7 protein-coding genes are annotated in these 20,925 nt (G+C 60.0%); all 7 read right to left on the bottom strand.

Annotation, left to right across the window (positions count from 1 at the left end):
* Positions 1-420: IS110 family transposase (locus tag AWC07_RS00895; RefSeq protein WP_208622332.1), on the bottom strand; the 420-nt coding region annotated here is incomplete at its 3' end.
* A 127-nt stretch (positions 421-547) separates the two neighbouring features.
* Positions 548-1,528 carry an SAM-dependent methyltransferase gene (locus tag AWC07_RS00890; RefSeq protein ID WP_084293714.1) on the bottom strand — a complete coding sequence of 327 codons (981 nt, stop codon included), beginning with the start codon at positions 1,526-1,528 and terminating at the stop codon, positions 548-550.
* A 44-nt stretch (positions 1,529-1,572) separates the two neighbouring features.
* Positions 1,573-2,829: a cation:proton antiporter gene (locus AWC07_RS00885; RefSeq protein WP_244187394.1), complete on the bottom strand. Its 1,257-nt coding sequence runs from the start codon at positions 2,827-2,829 to the stop codon at positions 1,573-1,575.
* A gap of 181 nt (positions 2,830-3,010) precedes the next feature.
* Entirely contained in the window at positions 3,011-4,657 is a 1,647-nt protein-coding gene (locus AWC07_RS00880) for a flavin-containing monooxygenase (protein WP_084293712.1), read from the bottom strand.
* Between the two features lie 4 nt (positions 4,658-4,661).
* Positions 4,662-8,531 carry an amino acid adenylation domain-containing protein gene (locus tag AWC07_RS00875; RefSeq protein WP_244187392.1) on the bottom strand — a complete coding sequence of 1,290 codons (3,870 nt, stop codon included), beginning with the start codon at positions 8,529-8,531 and terminating at the stop codon, positions 4,662-4,664.
* Between the two features lie 16 nt (positions 8,532-8,547).
* A complete protein-coding gene (locus tag AWC07_RS00870; RefSeq protein ID WP_085104911.1) occupies positions 8,548-14,799 on the bottom strand; it encodes a beta-ketoacyl synthase N-terminal-like domain-containing protein in 6,252 nt (2,083 codons plus the stop codon).
* A complete protein-coding gene (locus AWC07_RS00865) occupies positions 14,796-20,909 on the bottom strand; it encodes a type I polyketide synthase (protein ID WP_085104910.1) in 6,114 nt (2,037 codons plus the stop codon). The genes AWC07_RS00870 and AWC07_RS00865 overlap by 4 nt, the downstream gene beginning before the upstream one ends.
* Between the last annotated feature and the right edge of the window lie 16 nt (positions 20,910-20,925).

Genomic DNA, 20,925 nt, shown 5'->3' with positions numbered 1-20,925 from the left:
CGTCATCAAATCCCCGCGGCAATCTTCGCGGGCCCGCACCAGATCACGGGCTGCTTCCTGAGACTCGGTCGGGACCTTCACCTCCACGATATGACCCAAGTGCAGCAGACGGGCCAGATGCGCGGCATCACGGGCATCGGTCTTGACCCGATCCCCAGGAGGGCGCTGCAGCTTCGAGGGTGCGGCCACCAGACACGTGATCCCCGCCGCAATCAGAAACCGCGCGAGCCCGAACCCCGTTGGGCCGGCCTCATAGGTCACCGCAACCCGACCCGGCAACGACCGCAACCAATCCACGATCTCCTGGTGATTCGGGGTCAACCGGCATTCGAACACCTCCCCGGTGTCCCCATCCAACCCACACCCGACAACAGATCGTGCGTGCACATCCAAACCGACGCTCGTACGATGATCCTTCACTGGGGCCTCCTACATCTGTGGCTCTACCGGCCAGGACCCAATTCCTGACGGCAACCCACGATCACATGCAGTGAGGCCCCAGCCTCCCCATACCGTCTAGTGCTGGCACGATCCCTTGGCGCCATTCCTACTCTAAGTACTGCCACACTTGACGTAGCAGCTTAGTGGGTGGGGGGGAACCCTGAAACTGCCAGCGCCACGAGCCTCCGGTCACCATCGCAAGCAGCGTAGCGCCTTGCGACGGATGTCTCGCGACAAAGCCAATCAGATGCGGCCAAACGTCGAAAAACCCAGCAGCGCTGAACAATGTTTTTCTAACAGCCAGATTTCCCATTTCGGACGTCACACGATAATCTTCCGTACCGTCGACCTCTCTAGAAAGCTGAAACAGAGAAGCAGCACACCGTTCCAGCTGACCGAGATGCGGGTAAGAACCGCCAAATCCGCGTTGCAAACTCACGAAATGAAATTCAGGTGACTTCCAACGGAATCTCCATGGACTCCGGAGTAACACTTCTGCCGGAGGCATGGGAGTTCGGTCGTGTTGATGAATCACCGTTGTCGCCACTCTGCGCGCCGACGAACTCGGATCCAGCAACCGATGAAATATTTCAAACATCTCCCTGTAGATTTCATCTTGGCGTCGAGCCAAGATGTCGCGTGGCTGTACGAAATGTTCGATGGAGCCATTAGCGATGATGCTGTCGAAACGCCCATTCCAATCGTCGCCTAGACGTCGATAGTTCATTAGTCGAACATCAAGACCCTGGCTGCGGCAGCGGTTCACTTGCTGCGGTGAGACCGTGATACCTACGGCATCGGCTCCACGCCGTTGGGCAGCCGCGACCAGCCGCCCGTTGCCGCAGCCAATATCAAGGATGCGGGAGCCGCTTGTGCACCCCACCTCGTCAAGTAACCAATTACACTGATTACCCTGCGCTTCGTCATAAGGTATAGAATCATCACCGTAATACATGCCGTCTGTTAGGTCGAGGAGTCCGCTGGCTGGGAACAGAGTTTCAAAGAACTCGTAGCAGTTTACGACGGTTGGTTCTGCGTCAACAGTGTTCTCGTGTGCGTCACTTTCTAATTGCATGAAGGACCTCATTTCGTTACGCTAGTTTGAATTTAGATTGCCCCGAACATCGAGAACTATGTAAAAACGTTCGAATAGGTAATGGATCTACTCTCGAACAGCCGGTGCAGTGGGGTCGCGGCGAAGGTCGTGACGATTGTCATCAACGCCAGGATCGTATACAACTCGCCTGTGATAACTTTATTTTGAAAACCAATATTGAGTAGGATGAGCTCCATTAGACCCCGCGCATTGGTAAGGGCGCCAATTGAACCAGCCTCACTCCAGCTTAACCCCTGCCATCGGGCAGAAAGAGCTACTCCACCAAATTTTCCTACGAATGCCGACAGTAGAACAACAGCGGCGGCCATCAACACCGATCTGTTGAAGATCAACTCGATATGCGCATTCAGGCCAGAATACACAAAGAAGCATGGAAGTAGCAGGTATGAAACCAGAGGGTCCATTCGTTGCGTAATCGTGAGAAGTAGCTCTCCTCGTGGCATCACCGCGCCCGCAACGAAAGCGCCTAGAACGCAATAGACTCCGACGAGGTCTGTAACCCAAGCCGCAGTTAATATGACTACCAAGACGCCGCAAAAATGCGCAGTTGGAAACGCTTTATTCCCACCTTGCAGATCAACACGGCTAGCCGACCATTGAAAAAACGTCATCAGCAGGGGCCTAACGGCTAAGATCATTATGGCAACGAATGCCACCCCCCCGCCAAGCGCCAACAATGCACCGGATGTCTTGCCCTTCGTCGACGCCACCACGGCAGCCAGTATTATCCAGGCGGCGGCGTCATCGATTGCCGCACACGCCAACGCCAACGTGCCCATGCGAGTATCTACCAATCCGGAGTCATAGATAATCCACGCGAGCATAGGGAACGCAGTTACAGCGACGGCAGCGGCCATGAATATGCCACCCTGCCAAGGCTGAATATCTTGGGTGAAGAAGCCACGCGAGCTAACCAGCCACCATCCCACCGCACCGCCGAGAAGCATCGGACATGCGATGCCGACTGCAGATATCGTAGCTGCCTGCCGCAAGTGTGTGCTAAGAAGTTGCAGATTGAACGACGCTCCCACCATAAACATATATAGGACTAGCCCCAGTTGGCCTACAACGTAGATCGCGACGAGATTCGGGTGACTGAGGTTATGATCGCCGAATGTAACTTTCGTTGGGAAGAGCCAGGCTTGCCCCGCGGGCCAGAGCCACCCAAGAACACTGGGACCGAGTACAAATCCTGCCACCATGATCGCAATGACCTGCGCCTGGCCCAGCTTGCGGAACACCGGCGTAAGCGCCAAGTAAGTGAGAAGCACTATGGCAACCTGCAGAAAGAAGTGCATAGCTATGTGAAGGAAAGACGGCATTGATCAATAAATCCTTCGTCATGAAAAGATATTCGACAGTAATTCGAGTGCCGCCCGGTGCAGCGGCACTTCAAGTGCGATTATCCGCGAAGCTACATCGATTTCTATGAATATTATTTACAAAGAAAATCTATTGCGATCTGATGGCAAGCTGTGCTGGTTCTGAATTTGCGAAACGCTGGAGCTTCAGTTCGTCTTGACGGAATCTCCTCTCTGTGAGCCAATCTATCAATCTGCCGTATAGGGATGCCCGTGAGAGAAAGATCACGAGCGGCAGTAAGAACGTCATTTGATAGTCGTTTCTGCTCCAAAGCCGGCTGACCGCCGCATCTCGTTGGTCATCGTCATTCAGTAGCATCTGAGGCGCACCCGAAGGACTTAAGAATGCCTTAATGGCGCTCGTTGGACTTTTCGTAAATAGTCTGAAATATTTGGGCTTAATGCCCGTCAGGCGACCGAGGTCTCTACTGTAGATGAACGGGCTGACCAGGGTCGGCGGCCTTCTCCTGAAGTTAAAGAAACGGTCCCGCTCCAGTGCGTCTCGATGTGCAATCGCGGCCATAGATTTCTCATCCGGAAGATGCAACTCTCCGGCGAGCACGTCAAACGCGTATCGACATTGGAATTCAGTCATAAGGGGGATCGAACTGATCGTCGGGCGAGCAAATCCTATGTAAAGTAGGCTTGTATCTCCAGTGTCAAATATTAGTTTGAAAAGTTTGGAAAGAGGTCGTTGCCTGAAGAGTTCGGGAAGAAAGCTGAAGTCGGCAGTATACCCAGTGCAAAGGATGACGTGGCTGAACTCTCGTTTCTCTCCATCGTCGAACACTACCCCTGAATTGAACGCAGATTTTACGTCTCTCTTAGGAATCACTCGTCCATTTCGGACGAAGTCAACTACGTGACCGTTCTTGTTCGCGAAGGCGCGCAAGAACGGAATGTCATTGTGCCATTCTGGTATCCCATGACCAAGGTAATCAGTTGGGCTACCCGTGGAGGACCTCCGACATATCCATGCGTATCCGGGCTTCCCATCGTCGGGAGAACTCAACATTTGAACGAGGGGAGCCGACCCTTCGTCCAGCGCTCTTGGAGCATCTTTTCTGAAATATCCGACGGGAGTGTCTCGATATTTTCGTGACTTTCTGAAGAAGTGCTGCCCACCGGGGCATGCCCAAACTATCTCCGCCCGTGTTTCCACGAGCAGTTCCACAATGTCACTGGCCGTTTCGCCGCCGCCGTATACCAGAATGCTGTCCGTTTCGCTGTAACTGTCTGATGCAACATGTTTGATGTGCCCCGAGTGTATAATTTGGCCTTCGTAATCATTGAACACATCAATATCATTTCTTTCAAGTTGGTGAAGTCCAGAACACACGACCAGATTTCGCGATTGGTAAGTAGAGTCCTGGGTCTCGACTCTCCAGAGACCATCAGCCTTGTACGCGCGCAAGACCCGCGAATTGAAGAGAAGATGGTCAGTGAGGCCGAAATACTTAACGTAGTCTTGAAGATACTCTAGAGCCTCGTCGTGACGTAAAAATTTCCCGTATTCGGATTTCATGTAGAAGTCCGAGGACTCGGTCACCGTGCATGAACTCGACATGACTGTCGACTTCATCACGGTAATAGTATCCGGGTCACTGCTGTAATTCCAGATGCCCCCCAGGTCCTCACGAGCCTCCAAGACTAGTGCGCTAAGCCCTTTCTCTTTTGCAAATTTGCACGCTTGCAATCCGGCCCATCCGGCTCCGACGATAAGGCAGTCGTAGATCATTGCATCAAACTTTCATGTGGGTTGTAAGGGTGTTTCCGTAGAGGCGTAGTGCCCTGGGAGTGAGCATTTGGTGGTGACAGCAGTCGATGTGGTATTCAGTGATGGCGCCGGTGATGAACCGACGCCATCGTTGTCGTTCGGCTTCGATGTAATTGTCACCATTGGCAATGAAGTGGATGATGTCGCCGTTGAAGACGTCTGGGATATGTCGTGCGAGCATGTGTGTCGCGTTCAGTGCGTTTCTAGCAACAATGTCCAGAAGCTGGGCCGATGAGGCGTCGGACTTCAGGCCGGTGTATCGGTTGATGAGTGCGATAGCGCGCTCGTAGGTCAGTGGCGTGTCCAATTTGGTTGTCTCGATGCCGACGGCGTGCAAGATGTGATTGAGGATGGCTTCGGTCGGCTCGGCGACAGCCTCGGGACCGACGTCCGTGGGGGCATCAAGCAGTACCAGGGTGCGAACGACGAGTCCGCGTTGTTGCAGGTAAACCGCACTTTGTTGAGCGATAGTACCGCCTAGTGACCACCCGAGTAGGTCGTAGGGGCCCAGGGGCTGCTGAATTTGAATAAGGTTGGCGTAGTGCTGTGCCAGGTGCGAAATTGAGCCGGTCAAAGGTTGTCCGTCCGGCTCGACTTGTTGGATGCCAATAATGGGGCAGTTTAAATAAGTGCCCAGACTGCGGTAAGGCCAGCTGACCCCGCCTGCGGGATGAAAGCAAAACAGCGGGTTTCCGCGTCCTTGTTGCAGCGTTTCGACTGGTGATAGTTGCAAAGACCGCGCCCACAACCGGGTCCCACCATCACCGACAGCCGCAGCCAACCCGCCAACCGTGGGCGTCTCGAACACCGCCCGCACCCCAAGATCGACAGTCAACGAGGAGTTGATCGCAGCGACCAACCGCATCGCCGACAAGGAGTTGCCGCCCAGATCGAAGAACGAGTCATCGACACCGACCCGTTCGAAACCCAGGATCTGGCCGTAGATACCGGCTAGGATCTCCTCGGTTGGGGTCCCTGGGGCCCGATAAACCCCGCCCGGCTGATAGTCAGGTGCCGGCAACGCCCGGATGTCGAGTTTGCCGTTGACCGTCAACGGCAGCGCATCCACCACCATGATCGCCGCGGGCACCATGTAGCCGGGCAAGCGTTCGGCCAGGGCCGCGCGGATCGTGGCGGGCTGGGCGGTCCCGGTGACGTAGCCGACCAGTTGTTTATCGCCCGGACGATCTTCGCGAGCGATGACTACAGCTTGATCCACTCCGTCAAGCTGCGATAGCGCAGCGCTAACTTCGCCGCACTCGATTCGATAACCACGGATCTTCACCTGTTGATCGGCGCGCCCGACATATCGCAGCTGGCGGTCATCACCCCAATGCACCAGGTCTCCGGTGCGGTACATCCGCCGGCCAACGGCGCCGAACGGACACGCGACGAACCGAGACGCCGTCAATCCGCTGCGGTGCCAATATCCGTACGCGAGCCCACCACCAGCGACGTACAACTCACCAACCACACCGGTTGGCACCTCCTGCAACCAGTCGTCGAGGACGAAGAACACCGCGCCTGGTATCGGTGAGCCGATCGGCGGGACCCCGGAACCAGCTGTCAATGGCGCGCTCATCGCCACATACATGGTCGTCTCGGTGGGCCCGTAACCGTTCACCACCAGACGCCCAGGCGCCCAACGATCCACCACCTCGGCCGGGCATGCTTCACCGACCATCATCAAAGCGGCCGACGGCAACGCTTCCGGCGACAAAGCGGCTATCGCCGAAGGCGTCTGATTTATCACTGTGACGTGCTCATCAAGTAGTAATGCATGAAAATCCGCGGCCGAACGAGTGACCTCTTCCGGCACCACGACCAGTCGGCCGCCATGCAGCAGGGCGCCCCACATTTCCCATACCGACACATCGAACGCGTAGGAATGACACTGCGTCCAAACTTGTCCGGCTGCTGGCCGCAGGCCCTCGCCCGGCGATGACAACAATTGCGTGACGTTGCGATGGGTGACGGCCACGCCCTTGGGGAGACCAGTGGTGCCCGACGTGTAGATGATGTAGGCGATCTGGTCGGCATCAGGAGTCGGTAACGGCCCATCAGACTGCATTTCCGCAGCGGGGTCGTCGATATCGATAATTGGGACGCCGTAGTCCGTTAAGCGGTCCCGGAGCCTGGTAGTTGTGACTAGCGCGATTGGCTCACAGTCATTGAGCATGAACGTAACTCGCGCCCGCGGAAAGGCAGGATCGACGGGTACGTACGCAGCTCCGGTCTTCAAGACGGCCAAAATCGCGACAATGGCCTGCACAGAGCGCTCCAAGAGGATCGCCACGCAGCAGCCGGGCCCGGAACCCTGACTGATCAGCAAGTGCGCCAGGCGATTAGCTGCCTCATCAAGCTCGCGATAGGTCAGTGAACTGGATCGGCACGTAACCGCCAACGTCTGTGGGCGACGGCCGACCTGCAGGTTGAACATCGCCGTAATCGACATCCCAGCCGGCGTCGGCCCGGCCAACCGTGCGACTTTCGCTATACTTTCGACGTCGGTGCGTTGACGTTCGCCGGGCGCATCCACGGCAGACAGTCGCCGCATTGGGTCGGCGGCGAATGCCGCCAATACACGCTGCAACTCTAGAGCCCAATCGGCGGCGTCGAGACTCGCAAGCGGCTGTCCGGCACCGACGGTACTCAAGAATCGCCTATCCGCCGATTTAAGGAAGACAAAGCCGAAGTGTCCGGGCAAGAATGCGATAGGTGTTGCGGATGCTTTTGCACCGGCAAAAGCACGGAGCGAAGTCGAGGGAACTAAATTCACGCTCACGCGGTCCATGACCTCGCTGGGACCGAGTCCGTTGATCTTGCGCTCTAGAGCATAGGCCGGAAACCTCTGATGTTGGGTCGCCTCTCGGATCCGATTGTCAACGTGCTTGCAAAAATCGGTAACCAAAGTCCCAGGGTTCGTCTCTAATACAAGGGGGACGACTCCCGCGAACATGCCCGGAATCGTCAATTGTGCGATACGTAATCGCCGGCTCACCGGAAGATCGAGCACCATCTGAGACCCTTCTCCGCACCACCTGCGAATCAATAATGCGAACGCCGCAGTGATAACGGATGGCCGACTTACCTTGAGCGCTCGAGCCAATCGTTCGGCGCTCTCTACAGGCAAAGGGTCGATGCTGACCGGCGCCGAAGTCAGAGACGTATCGCACTTGAGCCCGGGCTGTGCTGAATGAGACACTGCCACGCCTTGGGAATCGAGCTGGGACAGGCGCTTTGTCCAATACGCCAAATCGTCAGCGTATTCGCCGGAAGCTTCATATGTCGTCTCCGTGTCGATCAAATCCCGCAGTGAGCCAAAAAAGGAGGGTGGCACGGGATCACCGGCGATCAGTGCAGAATAAACGTCTGCAACCCGATTGGCCATGAGCACCGCGCCGAAAGCGTCGAGGACTATGTGGTGGCAACAAGATAGGACGTGAGATTGGTTCTCCCCTGTCTGCATTAAGGCGAATTTGAACAGCGGACCGGTTAACGGCATTGGCATTTGGAGTATCGATTCCGCCATCTTGTATGCCTCCGCTACTGGATCGAGCGAATTTCTGAGGTCATAGACTGGGAGAGCGACGTCGCGATATTCAACCGCCTTTTGCAACACGAGACCATCAGTTTCGAAAAAAGCCACCCTTAACGGCTCAGACTCCGTGACCGCACAGGCGATCGCTCGCTTAAGAACTTCGGGTATTACCGCGCCCTCAATCACTACAAAATACCCGGCGTGCCATCCGGTGTCACGCTCGTGCATTTGCTGAGAAAACCAGATGTCAAGCTGAGCGCGTGTCAGTGGAAAAGCATTGTCATCAGGCTTCATCTGGCCTCCAACGTCCCTATTTCTGACGGATTCGAACGCCCATATCCAGGGTTTCGTAGATTCGTAGCTCATCGACCCAGAAAGAGCCTCTGAACACCAACAGGACACCGCGGTCATCCCGTGTCATCGAAAGGATGTCAATCTCGCTTCGGGTCAACTTGTTATTCGGTAGCACTTGACCACGAAACTTCCAGCTGAACGGCTCGCCCACCGCAACGGGTTCAAATTCGGATCCGCCGTCCGCCAACCCCAACAGCCGCGCCGTCGCGCGCGCCGCCTGCTGCATGGCCTCCAATCCGAGCGAGCCGGGTTGCACTGGATCTTGGAAGAAATGCGCCTTGAAGAACCATGCGTCGGGGTGAACGTCGTATTCCGCGACCAGCCGTCCCAGACCTCTAGGTCCCCCACTGGGCCAAAAGTTCACGCGGTCGATCACCTGAAGTCGCCCCTGCGCGAGCCACGGGGCCCGGCAGAGTGCGTCGGCGTCGTATGGTAGGGCGACCGGCGCCGTTGCTGAGATCGCTCTCAGCGCAACCGGTTCCGCCCGCAGGCCGACCTGATTCCTCAGCGCCTCTGGACTGAAGAACCCGAACGCAGTCTTCATCGTCATGACGACGTCGTCGCCTTGGTTGCACACGACGTCGAAGAAGACAATTGTCGAGCCGCCGCCTTCTGCGTAACGCTCGAGAGTCGATTTCACCCGCAGAGTGCCGACACCCGCGTGCTTGTGTAACACCACCTCGTTGCCATCGAGGTTTCGGAACACCACGTCGTCTGGGCGGTTGGCGGCGAAACCATTATACGAGGAAAGCCACCCGCAGGGTTGCAACAGGATTTCGATCAACACCGACAACGGGACTGACGTTGACTTAGTGTCCTCGAAATACCATGCGTCGCGGGGAACGTCGTATTCCGCGACGACTGTGCCGCCGGTAGTCGGCACTCCCGGCTTGCTGTCGACGCTCAAGATCCGCGAAACGAAATGGTAAGGCTCGTCAGGCAGGCGTGGTGCCCGACGTGTGCCGTCGAACTGGGCGTAGAGAGCGCCAAACGCATCCGACGGCACACCACGTGCACAGGCCAATAGCGCACCGTGATCGCCGCGAACGTCCTTGGTATTAGCGAGTATTCGAACCGGTCCGGGCGCACCCGCCGGCATCGGCCAGTCCGGGACGAGTCGGATCCCGAAGCGACGGCAGTGGAACACGCTGAATCCATCACTGCGGCAGAGCAGCGCCGCATAGATCGTCGGCGTTGGTTCGTCGATCATCTCTTCGACGAACACTTCGTAATCAAGCACGTGGTCTTCGTCCGGTGTCACTTGGCCCCGACAGACGAAGCGCGCCGTTTCGTCAGGTACCGGTTCGAACCGCCAACCGTCCCGTTCAATCGTGAAGCCGTAGGCCGCCATGGCGAATGACAGTGCCTGGGCAGCTGCGTCAGCCATCAATGTCCCGGGCATGCACGGGTCATTTTTGAAGTGTCCGTCGTAAAACCATGCGTCGGTGGGCACCGCCGCTCTGGCGCGAAGATAGCCGCGGCCCCATGGACCGCCCTCGGGGTCGAACTTCGCGACTTCGTCGATTAGCCGTAGCCTTCCTCTCGGAGTCGTCGGCGTACGTGTGTGGACTGCGGCCCTTTCAAATCCGCTACCGAAGCACGCGAACGCGTGTCCTTCGACAAACGCATCGAGGTCCGCGCGACCGAATGAGCGCTTTTGCGTTATGCACGGCGGTTCGTCCCGCCGCGAGCCCTCGCGGGGAGCATCATCCGCGGCGTTCCACAAGACGCCGTCCGACTGGCTCAGTTCTTCGTCGGAGAAGAACCCGGCCTGCCCGTTTCGCACGGAAATCATCAGCCGATCGTCGCTGTAGCAGTCGTAGTGGAAGAAAAACAGCCGCGTCGCGCCGGTTTTCGCGTGGCCATCGATACGGATGTCGTAGCGCAGCGTCTCGCCACCGCGCGGCAGTTCACCCATGAATGTCAAGTCGCAACCGAGCAGCCGGTAAACGCGCTCCCCGCGATTAGAGAAGTCGGCACCCAACCACGATGCGAGTAGTAGGTCGGCCTGGCCGGCCTCGATCACCAAACCGGGCGACATCCGGCCTACGTGCATGTACCAGGCGTCTGGGCTTACGTCGGTCTCCGTCACTATCCGACCTGTGCCCATCGAACCGGGTTCCCCGTCGATGCTCATCACACGATCGGCTAGCAGCAGCGGCGGTTCCGGCATGCGCACCAAATGCTCGTACTGGTCCAGCTCGGCGAAAAAGGGTCCGAAAACCTCCGATATACGCCCGGCGGCTAGGATTTCGAGCTGGGAGCGCGTATACAGCGGTCGTGGCGTCACCGGCGTTGCCGGCATGCCGGTGGTCGGTCCATCAGCCGGCACCGCCCAACGCGGGTCCGCAGCAGCCGTCGCCAGCTCGCCGCGCATCTTCAAGAACCGGACATGCGCCTGCGCCTGCCGCTCGACGAATAGGGCGTGGGCCTCGCTCACCGACGCGACGAGACCAAGCGCGGTGGTTGTCTGAGCGCTGACGGCACTTTGGCACGCCTCATCCCGGGGGAGTACAAGGTCCGGTCGCGCAAGCACGAGCGGTCCAGGCTGCCGAGGCGCCAATGGCATCATTTGTGGACTCCGCCATGTTGATTGCGTTATTGGTTCACCGCGCTGCGCCGATTCACCGTTCAGCGACGCTTTGGGCGCTAAGACGACGTCAGGCGGGTGGGCCGGCAGCACCAGCTTGCGCTGGCCTTGATTTGAAGCTGGAACAGCTTGCGCGCGTAACTGTTCGATGCGAGCCTCGATGGCTTCGATACGTACCGCGAGCCCGTGAACCCAAAGCTTGGAGACGGATTCTAAAAGCGCGCGAAGTCCACGTCGTTCCTGTGGGTCCAACGCTACCGCGAGATGTGCACGCTCACCGAGGATTTGCGATATCGCCCCAGACAGTATGCTGCGCGGTCCATGCTCGACGAAAACGCGAATACCATCCGCCCAAGCTTGAAGTATCGTTGCGGGAAAGTCGATTGGTTCAACCGCTTGCCGCGTGATCGCTTCGGCAGCGGTATCTTTCGTCGGTACGTAAGTTTCGTTACCGGCGTTGGTGTAGAAGCGCACATTCGGCACCGCATGAGATTCTCGAGTGTGAATGCGCCGCCATGTGTCAGCGAATGGTTCCATCGCACTGCAGTGAATGACCATGTCGAGGCCGAGTGGTATCGCGCTTGCACCCTTCATCGACTCGATTACACGTCGGCAGGCAGCGGGATCCCCGCCGATCACGCAGTCGTCAGGTGATTGGATAATGGTCAAGTACGCGTGTGGTTCTCGGTCCAGTGCCGATTCAATCACCGCTCGTGGCGCGGCGACCCGCCAGCATTCCCACGGCACAGGTCGTTGATCCCCCAGTCCCCAAGACGCGGCCGCCGCTCGACAGTTTCCGGTCAGCTGCTCGCCGTAGAGCCCCGAAGCCTCGATCTCATCAAGCATCGTCTCGAGGTCGCGCCAGACCCCGAATGCAAACAACGCATTCGTCTCCCCCGACGACAGACCGACGGCGGCGCTCGGGGTAAGACCGAGAACTGTACGAGAAAACTCCGCATGTGTTTGACATACCAGGGCGCAGCTGGTGAGTTGTGCACGCGGATCAAGCGTTGCGACGCCGGTACCGTACAGCCGCCGGGTCAGGTCGCTGGCCGTGGGCACGCGGGCGGCGATTGCGTCGCCGAGTTCCGGCCAAGCCAGCAACAGATCACGCCCCGCGCCCGGATATGCCGCCGCCGCTCCGGTGAACACGAACGCCAGTTCTCCGGCGATCGGGGTGTCGGCGAACGCGACGCCGGGGCCTTTAGGCATCGCGCCTTGTTGCAATTGAGCCACGGTCGCACGCCGAAGTTTGTCCATCGTCAACTCGCCGTTAGCTACCAAACAGCAACGGACAGAACCCTTCCCGCCCACTTCCCCTCGCACCATGCGGGCTAGCAGACCGGCTTGGGTCTCGGCTGCGTAGCGTTCCCAGGCGGGAATGACGCCAACGGCCAGGGGCTCTGGATCGTTGACCACAGATACCGTGATGCAGTCGGTTCGGCCTCCTAGTGTCTCTTGCCGCACTGCCGTTCGGGTGCCGCCCGGTGCGGGCTGCGCCCCGCTGTGGTCCACACGAACCCGCGCGCGCAGGGCCACCACGCGTGCGGCGACTTCGGTGGCGGCGCTCGCCGCATGCGTGTGACCAAACCGCTGTGCCGCAAAATTTTCGTCCGATGGGGTGTCGGCGCTGTCGATATCAATGAGGGCGATAATGTCATCGCCCGCGTTCTCTGCGTCTTCGCGCCGTTTCAAAACAAACGCTACCGCCGAATCGCCATGCAGCCCAGCCCTGTTAGTCATCAGAGCATCTGATGCTTGCTTATGTACCGGTTCGCAGCACATGTCGACCGCACCGGCGACGACGGTGTCCAGCTCGCCGCTTCGCAACGCGCGTACACCTAAGCGCAACGCCGTGATGCCTGAGAGTTCCTCGCTGGAAACAGTGCAGCCGAACCCACGGAAGTCCCGCTGAGCGTGGATGCGGTTGGCCGGGATGTTGGGCATCGTTCCGATTACGCCGTCGGCGGTTAACCCCGGGGCCGCTTCGACATTGGCGACCAGCCATTGCTCGTCTCCCCCGTGCAACACCCGCAACCGTTGACGGCCGATGGTGGCGTCACAGCCCATCCCGATGAATACCCCCGTCCGGTCGGGGTCGGTGCTGACGTGCTCGAGTGCTTGCGAAGCGGCCGCCAGCATCGTGGTCTGCTGACTGAGGCTCGCCTTGAGCTCCCTTGGCGGAAACCCGAGGCCCACAAAATCCAGTTCTACGGTTCGTAGCGGTGTAGGTTCGACCGCGGGACCCACCGCACGACGGCGAAACGATGCGATTCCGCCCGCGTCACCCGTCACCACTCCCATACCGCAGATAACAACGTCCCCCGATCCAGGTTGCCGTCGGACCTTCGAACCTGTTGTGGGGAAGTAATTCTGGACGATCAGGTGGGCGTTGTTTCCCCCGAACCCGAAGTTGCTGACCGCGGCACGTTTAATTGCCCCCGTCCACGGGGAAGAAGTCGTGGCCAACGTGAATGGGGTCGTTTTCAGCGCTTCTACCGGGTTGTCGCACAACGTCGGCGGAGTAACCGACGCCTCCATGGCGGACAACACATTCACCAGGCTCGCCGCGCCGGACACAGTAATCGTATGACCAAGATTGCCCTTGAGCGCACCGAGCTTCAGCGGCACTTCACCGTAGGCGGCTAGCAAACTCTCAAGCTCCGTAGCGTCGCCCAATGGCGTGCCGGTGGCATGACAGTCGACGTAATCGATGTCTGCAGGCGACAGCCCCGCCTGCATCAGTGCGGCAGTCATGGCTCGTGTCTGGCCGGACACGGCAGGTGCCAGAAACCCGCTCTGGCGTCCGTCGTTGGAGAGCCCGATTCCAGTGATCACGCCGAAGATGCGATCACCGCAATATTCGGCGTCCTCAAGGCGCTTCAGTGTGACCAAAGCTGCGCCGTGCGCCGGGACTAGCCCGTCGGCCTCAGCATGAAACGGACGAGACCTGCCAGACGGGCTAAGTGCCTGCAGCGCCGTGAAACCAAGGTGCAGAAACAGATCGTCGGCGCCATTCACACCGCCGGCGAGCATTGCGTCGGCCTCGCCGTCGTGTAAGGCGTCGCAGGCAAGCTTGATCGCGTAAAGCGACGACGCGCATGCCGCGTCCAACGCAAAGGCTGGTCCGGTCAATCCCATCGCATCAGCGACCAAGTGCACCGGCAGTCCGGAGGAGAAGCGGTTGCGCGGATCAACATCGCCGCCACCGCTCCACACGCTTTCCACAAACTTGGTGTTCAGAGCGGAGGGGTAAGAAAGGTTACCGACTACGATGCCGGTCCGGGCTGCCCCAACGGGACCGCACAGCGACTGCTGCACGCAGTAAACGAGCCAATGGACGAGTGGGTCGAGAAGCTCGAACCCGGGTATGCGCGAAGCAATTCCGATGGTCTCGATGGGCGCGTCTATATAGCCTCCGGTCGCTGACGAAACGCGCATTCCAGGCTTGTCGCTGGCCAACAGCATCTCGGGATCCAGCCCGCGCCAGTGGTCTCGCCGGGTGCGAGAAAGAAGGCAACGTCCGCCCAGGGTTGCAGCGAACAAGGCCTCTGGCGTGGCAGCACCGGGCAGGATGCAGCCGCGTCCGACAACCGCGACAGGCTCGAAAGGCGTCACGCCTCCGCGTCCACTCCGGTACCGGCGACATAGAATTCAACGCCCTCGAGCTCTGCAACAAGCTCGCCATGGCTGGTTTCGAACACGATGTCGAAGTCCACCTGCTTGTCGCTGATCGGATGCGCAGCAAGCCGACAGCGTAGACCGCCGTCACCGAAAGGGCGGACGAGAGCGAAGCGCCCGACGCGTACAGGTAGCACAAGGGGACGTCCATGCACACTCGCCCAGAGGATGCCCAACTGCAGCCCGCCATCCACAGCGACCGGATCGATCGCCCAGTCGTTGGCCGGCCATCCGAGATCGTCCCAATGCTTGAGGTTCGCTGTCCCGCCACTGGCTCCGAGGACCCCGAGGCGCTCGATCGCCGCGAACCGGGGCCCGTGGAACAATGCGCTCCGGTAGGCGTCGTCCACTCTCATCGGCCACGGCGAGTCGGCGATTCCCGGAATCGACACTTGGGGGAGGGAATCCGGCTGCGTCTCCAAGATCGCGCGATATCGTTTGCGGCCCTCACCGTCTTGGACAGTCGCTGTGTACGACAGTTGCGACGGCTCGAAGTCGACAGTGAAAGCAACTTGCTCGCTTTCGGCGAACGTCACCCCCGACAAGACCTGGAAGTCGCGCACAACAGGGCATGCATCCGGGAACAAGCCGCGTGCAGCACGCAGCATTGCGTCGAGAACGATCACTAGCGGCATCACGACCCGGCCGCGTACCTGGTGGTCTGCCAGCACCGACAGGCTTTCGGCCGACACCTCCCAGTCCAGGCGAGCCGCCCGAAGACGATGCGCCGAGGGCGCCGCGACCACCATTGCGGGTGTTGGGGTGCGAACCAACGCGTGCTCAGCGAAGAAGCGCGCACCTTCATTCAGCGGGATAACGCGTACCCCGGCCTCCAGGAGCCGGCTCTTGACCGTTGAGTTGACCATTCCGCCGTCCCACGGGCCCCAGCCGAATGCCGTTACCGCGCAGGCGCTACCGCGCCGTACCGCCTCCCGCGCCGCGATGGACTCCAGCGCCGCGTTGGCGGCGGCATAAGCGCATTGCCCGGCGTTGCCAGCTCGCGCCGCGATAGAGGAGAACAACGAGATGAACCTCAGGTCGTCGGAAGTTGTCGCGTCCAGCAGCGCCTCCGCACCAACCACTTTCGTGCTGAACACCCGGACGAACTGATCGTCATCGAGAACCTCCAAACGTTTGTCGGCTAATACGCCCGCGCCATGGACAACACCGACGATCGGGCCGAAGGTGCGTCGGACTTCGTTTAGGACGCTCTGCAGATCTGTCCGATTGTTGATGTCGGCGGTGAAGTATCGTGCCGCTGTGCCTTGTTGTTCGGCGGCCGACAGTGTCGCGCGGACTTCCCGCTCGGCGTGCAAGCGTTCCGCCAGCGCCCGAGCCTGCGACAAACCAATTGTCTCGCCCCGAGCCGTCCCGGATGCCACCAAGGCCGTCGCTATCTCGGCGACGGTGTTACCGGCAGGTTCGTTCAAGGACGCTTCACGAAGTGGTGTGCGGCCGAGAAGTGCCAGCCGCAGGCGGTAGCGCGCCGCCAGTGCCAGAGCCGACCGCGCCGTCACGCCGCGGGCACCCCCGGAAACAACTACAACACCGTCCTGAGGAGCACTGACCGCCTGCCCCACGAGCGATGCTTCGACGTCATCGATTACCAACCGTGCGCCGTCGTCGCGCAGTGCGACCTCGACCCCACTGCCACCCTCGAGCAGCTCCGCCGTCAACCGTTCCGCGTCGAAACTTTCGATGTCTATTGCCCGCACCGAGGCGTTGGCCCACTCCCATGCGGCTGTCTTCACCAGACTAGCCACACCCACCGGTACTTCCGCTTCAGCGAATCGGGCGCCCGTCGACTGCACAGTGACGAAGAGCCGGGTCCGCGCAGCGCACTTGGCTACGCTGCGCGCCGCGCGGAAGGCACGCAGATGCATCTCAACGCACTCCTCCGGTGAACCGATGACACCTAGCGCGGCAAGACAGACCACGGCGGCCGCACTGTCCGGCACCTCGTCGACGGTCCGAGCCTTAATTCCGCGGCTGACCATCACACGCTCGAGAGCCTCCGCAAAGACCGGAGCTTCACGCGTGATCAAGACCTCGCCGTCCCGCAATCCCGCCATCGCAAAGCCGCTCGGCGGCACGGCCCTTAACGTCGCTTGGGTGCAGCGCAGCTTGGTAGATGGCGGATCTGTTGGTGCCGAAAGCTGTTCCTCGACAGCGCTATCCGGGTGCTCACCAAATGTGATTCCCGCGAGGGCGTCGACTACGTCCTGCAGAGTCCGCAGACCTACCAGCTCTGCAGGCGGAATCTCGGGCGCTCCAGGGAAATTCGCCTGCAATGCGGCCAGGATCTCTACTTGCTTGATGGAATCGATTCCAAGCTCGGACTCCATCTCCATGTCGAGCCCGAGCATATTGGCGGGGTAACCTGTCTTCTCGGCCACAATCGCCAACACGACCTCACCAACCGACTCCGACTGCACTGGCCGATGGTCGGACACGACACTGGTAGTCAAGCCCACAACGTCACAAGTAAAGGCGGAGATGGCGTTCACCACGTCCTGCAAGGTCCGCAGACCTACCAAGTCTGCGGGCGGAATCTCCGGTGCCCCGGGAAAATTCGCCTGCAATGCGGCCAGGATCTCTACTTGCTTGATGGAATCGATTCCAAGCTCGGACTCCATCTCCATGTCGAGCCCGAGCATATTGGCGGGGTAACCTGTCTTCTCGGCCACAATCGCCAACACGACCTCACTAGCCGACCCCGACGGAGCCGGCGACGAAACTAGGGCCGCCCGATGTTCGACCACAACCTGTACGTCCGGTTGTGGTAGTGGCTCCGGGATTGAAGGCGCGACAGCCTCTGGGACGGAGCGCGTGGAATTCACACCAACGTCCGCAGTAGCGGTCACAAGTCCGCTTGGCATCGACGGCGGCACGTGCGAAACCACGGCGTGTTCGCCGACGATTTCGGCCATCATCTGCGCGGACACATCAAGAAAAACTTGGTGACTTTGCGTCACTGCGTCCAGATAGCGTCGGTGCTTCTCCGCGGTCTCCTGCTGGATGCGATCGATGACACTTAGCGCATCTGTGGACAGTGACGCTCGAAGCGGTGGGGCCGCGCCGTTGTGCAATTGTTGCGTGTGGGCTGCGGCGGGCGACTGAAATGCCGGCGCCGCATTGCCATCGCGTGGGACCACTGGCGTGGGCTCCGACCTTTCGGCAGGCGGCGACTGTGCGCTCGGTAGGTTCATGCGTGCGTGCTTCGGGGTGATTGAGAGCTTCCCATCCGTCGGCGGATAAGGCTTTCCAATGTTGGCTCCTCCCACCATGACGGCGTACTTCGGTGTCGGAATGTGCTTCTCTGGCTGGTGGTAGTTGTCGTAGAGAGCTGCAAGATCGAGCGCCACACCATCTGCGGCTAACGTCGCGAGACCGCGATGCCAACCGAGTAGTCCGCCAGGCTTCGGATCGTCGAGGGCCACGGCGATATGCCTTGTCGTGCTGAGGATCTGATCGACGAGCTTCGTCAGGACCCGACCCGGCCCGACCTCTATGAACCGCGAAAACCCGTCGCGGGCCATCGCCTCGATCATTTCGCGGAACCGCACAGGCTGACGCACCTGATCGCCAAGCTGATCTGCCACCTGCCCGCCGTACGGTTGCGCTGTCGCGTTGGCATACACCGGGAAGCGGAACCCGCCAAGGTCTATCGTCTTCAGGAACGCTGAAAACGGCTCCGCGGCCGCAGCCACGATCGGTGAATGGAACGCCGACGCCACGGGCAGACGGACCGACGTCCAACCGGCTGATCTCGCCGCGTCTTGCGCCCGTTCGATGTCGGACTCACTTCCAGCCAGCACCACCTGGTCAGGTGCGTTGTCGTTGGCGATGACCAACTTTCCATCGTGCTGTGGTAGCGAATCGAGCAGGGCTCGAACATCCCGTCCGCTAGCCGTGATAGCGAGCATCGCGCCGTCCTGGCCGCGACCCGCCTCGGCCATCAGCGCACCACGAGTGCGCGCCATTTCGACGAGTCGCTCCACCGGGAGGACGCCCGCCGCCGCCAATGCGGTGACCTCTCCAAAGCTGTGGCCGGCGGCGCCACTTGCACTCACGCCCAGCACGTCGAGCAGTGCAAGCTGCGCAAGGCTTGTGGCAGCGATGGCTGGCTGGGCATTCTCCATCGCAGTGAGCTCAGCCTTCTGTGCGGCAACCAAACCCGCGTCGAAGGCCGGCTCGGGGAACACTACGCGGTGGAGGTCGGCAAGATCTCCGTCGAGTGCATCCCACACCGTGATTGCCTCCGAAAAGGTGAGTGCGAGATCAGCGCCCATCCCGACGTATTGGCTGCCTTGGCCGGGGAAGAGAAAAGCCGTCTTCCCTTCCCTCGCCGGCCCGAAGCCCACCGCGACGTTGGTATCCTTGAGTTGCGCGCCAGCGCTTTCGGAAAGCGCCATACGCAACCGCTTAGCGAGGGCCTCGAGCGATACCTCGTCCGTTGCAACCAGACCTGCGCGCGCCGCATGAGACGCGTCGAACTCTCGCGCTGATTCGAAGGCAATTCGCGCAAGGCTCTCGCCGGAGCGGACAGCAGCAAGGACTTCGGCGGCCCGTCTCTCGAGAGACTCTTCGGAGTGCGCGCTGAGCACAACGAGTTCACTGGGCAGGGTCCGCAACCGCTTCGCGCGTTGCTTCCCGCGATACTCTTCCAACGTCACGTGAAAGTTACTGCCGCCGAACCCGAATGAACTGACGGCAGCGCGGCGTGGCTGATCGCCTGTTCGCACCCACGGGCGAGTCTGCGCATTGACGTAGAACGGCGTCTCGGCCAAATCCAGGGCCCGGTTCGGACGCTCCACTTTCAACGTGCCCGGCAGTGTCGAATGTTGGAGTGCTAGCACAGCTTTGATGAGTCCCGCAGCTCCGGCGGCGGCCTTTGTGTGACCGATCTGAGACTTAACCGAACCGAGCGCGATTCGCGCTGACTCGTCGGCAAACACCGACTTGAGTCCGGCAAATTCCGCGACGTCGCCGGCTTTCGTCGCTGTGCCGTGTGCCTCGACGAGTTCGACGGTCCAAGGTTCGTAGCCTGCGTGTTCGTAGGCACGGCGCAGAGCCTTGGCCTGCCCTTGGGAGCGTGGCGCGTAGACGCTGGATGCACGACCATCCGATGATGAGCCCAGGCCACGAATGACCGCATGGATCTGATTCCCATCGCGCTCTGCATCACTGAGGCGTTTAACGGCTAGCATGCCCACGCCCTCACCAATAATGGTTCCGTCGGCGCTATCCGAGAACGGCCGACAGTTACCCGTCGGCGAAAAGGCCGGCGTCTTGGAGAAGCACATGTACATCATCACGTCGTTCAGCGCGTCGACGCCGCCGGTCAGCACCAGATCCGACTCGTGAAGGTACAGTCGGTGCAGTGCGGCCTGCAGCGCCGAGAGTGAACTTGCACAGGCGGCATCTACGACGAAGTTGCTGCCCCCGAGATCAAGACGGTTGGCGATGCGTCCGGCGACGACATTGCCCAGGAGGCCCGGAAAGGTGCTTTCCTGCCACGACGGGTAATGATCCGCGATGTCGCGGCATATCTCATCTGCCGCATCCTCACGTAACCCGTGCTCCAACAGTGCCTTACGCCAGATCGGCCGCTGCATTCGTGAACCCATCTGGACGACGAGTTCGGTGGTGGAGGCGACCCCGAGCACCACATCGACACGGTCGAGGTCGACTTCGGTGCTCCCACGCATCGCATCGTCAAGCGTCTTCTTGGCCGCGATGAGTGCAAGCAACTGCGCTGAGTCGGTAGCTGGTAAAGCATTAGGCGGCAACCCGAATTCAACTGGGTCGAACAGCACCGGGTCGATGAAGCCGCCCCGTTTGCAATACGTCTTGTCCGTCGCCTTGGGATCAGGATCGAAATAGTCCTCGATCAGCCAGTGCGAGGGCGGCACCTCATCGATGGCGTCCCGACCGGCGGTGATAGTGCGCCAATAGCCTTCGAGGCCCGCCCCTCCGGGATAGATCGCGGCCATTCCGACCACTGCGACTGGAGTGGTAGTGGGGTGCTGCGTCTTTTCGGTCATGGCACTTTCATCCTGG

It is taken from the genome of Mycobacterium gastri (assembly GCF_002102175.1).
Lineage (GTDB): Bacteria > Actinomycetota > Actinomycetes > Mycobacteriales > Mycobacteriaceae > Mycobacterium > Mycobacterium gastri.
Note: the sequence above shows the minus strand (reverse complement) of the source record. Positions and strands in the feature narration are given on the sequence as shown.